Origin of the sequence: Streptomyces sp. URMC 124, from assembly GCF_051386455.1 — a bacterium.
In the GTDB taxonomy this organism is placed as follows: domain Bacteria; phylum Actinomycetota; class Actinomycetes; order Streptomycetales; family Streptomycetaceae; genus Streptomyces.
In genome coordinates, this window is record NZ_JBPQTS010000559.1 from 1 (window position 1) to 252 (window position 252).

The following is a 252-nucleotide window of genomic DNA, read 5'->3' on the forward strand; positions in this document are numbered from 1 at the left end:
GATCCTTTGCCTGCTTCATCTTGCCCATGCCGGGGATCATATCCATCAGCTGATCAAGCGGTCCAAGCTTCTTCACCTGCTCCATCTGCTCCAGGAAATCCTCGAACGTAAACTCCGCGTTGCGCATTTTACGTTCCATTTCCTTCGCTTTCTCGGCGTCGATGTTCGACTGCGCCTTCTCGATCAAGGAAAGCATATCGCCCATGCCGAGAATCCGGGAAGCCATCCGTTCCGGATGGAAAGGCTCAAGCG

Annotated in this window: 1 pseudogene; it reads right to left on the minus strand. The window is 54.0% G+C overall.

Annotated features, from left to right (window positions below):
* A pseudogene (locus ACSNOG_RS33690) lies at positions 1 to 252 on the minus strand (signal recognition particle protein); the annotation flags it as partial.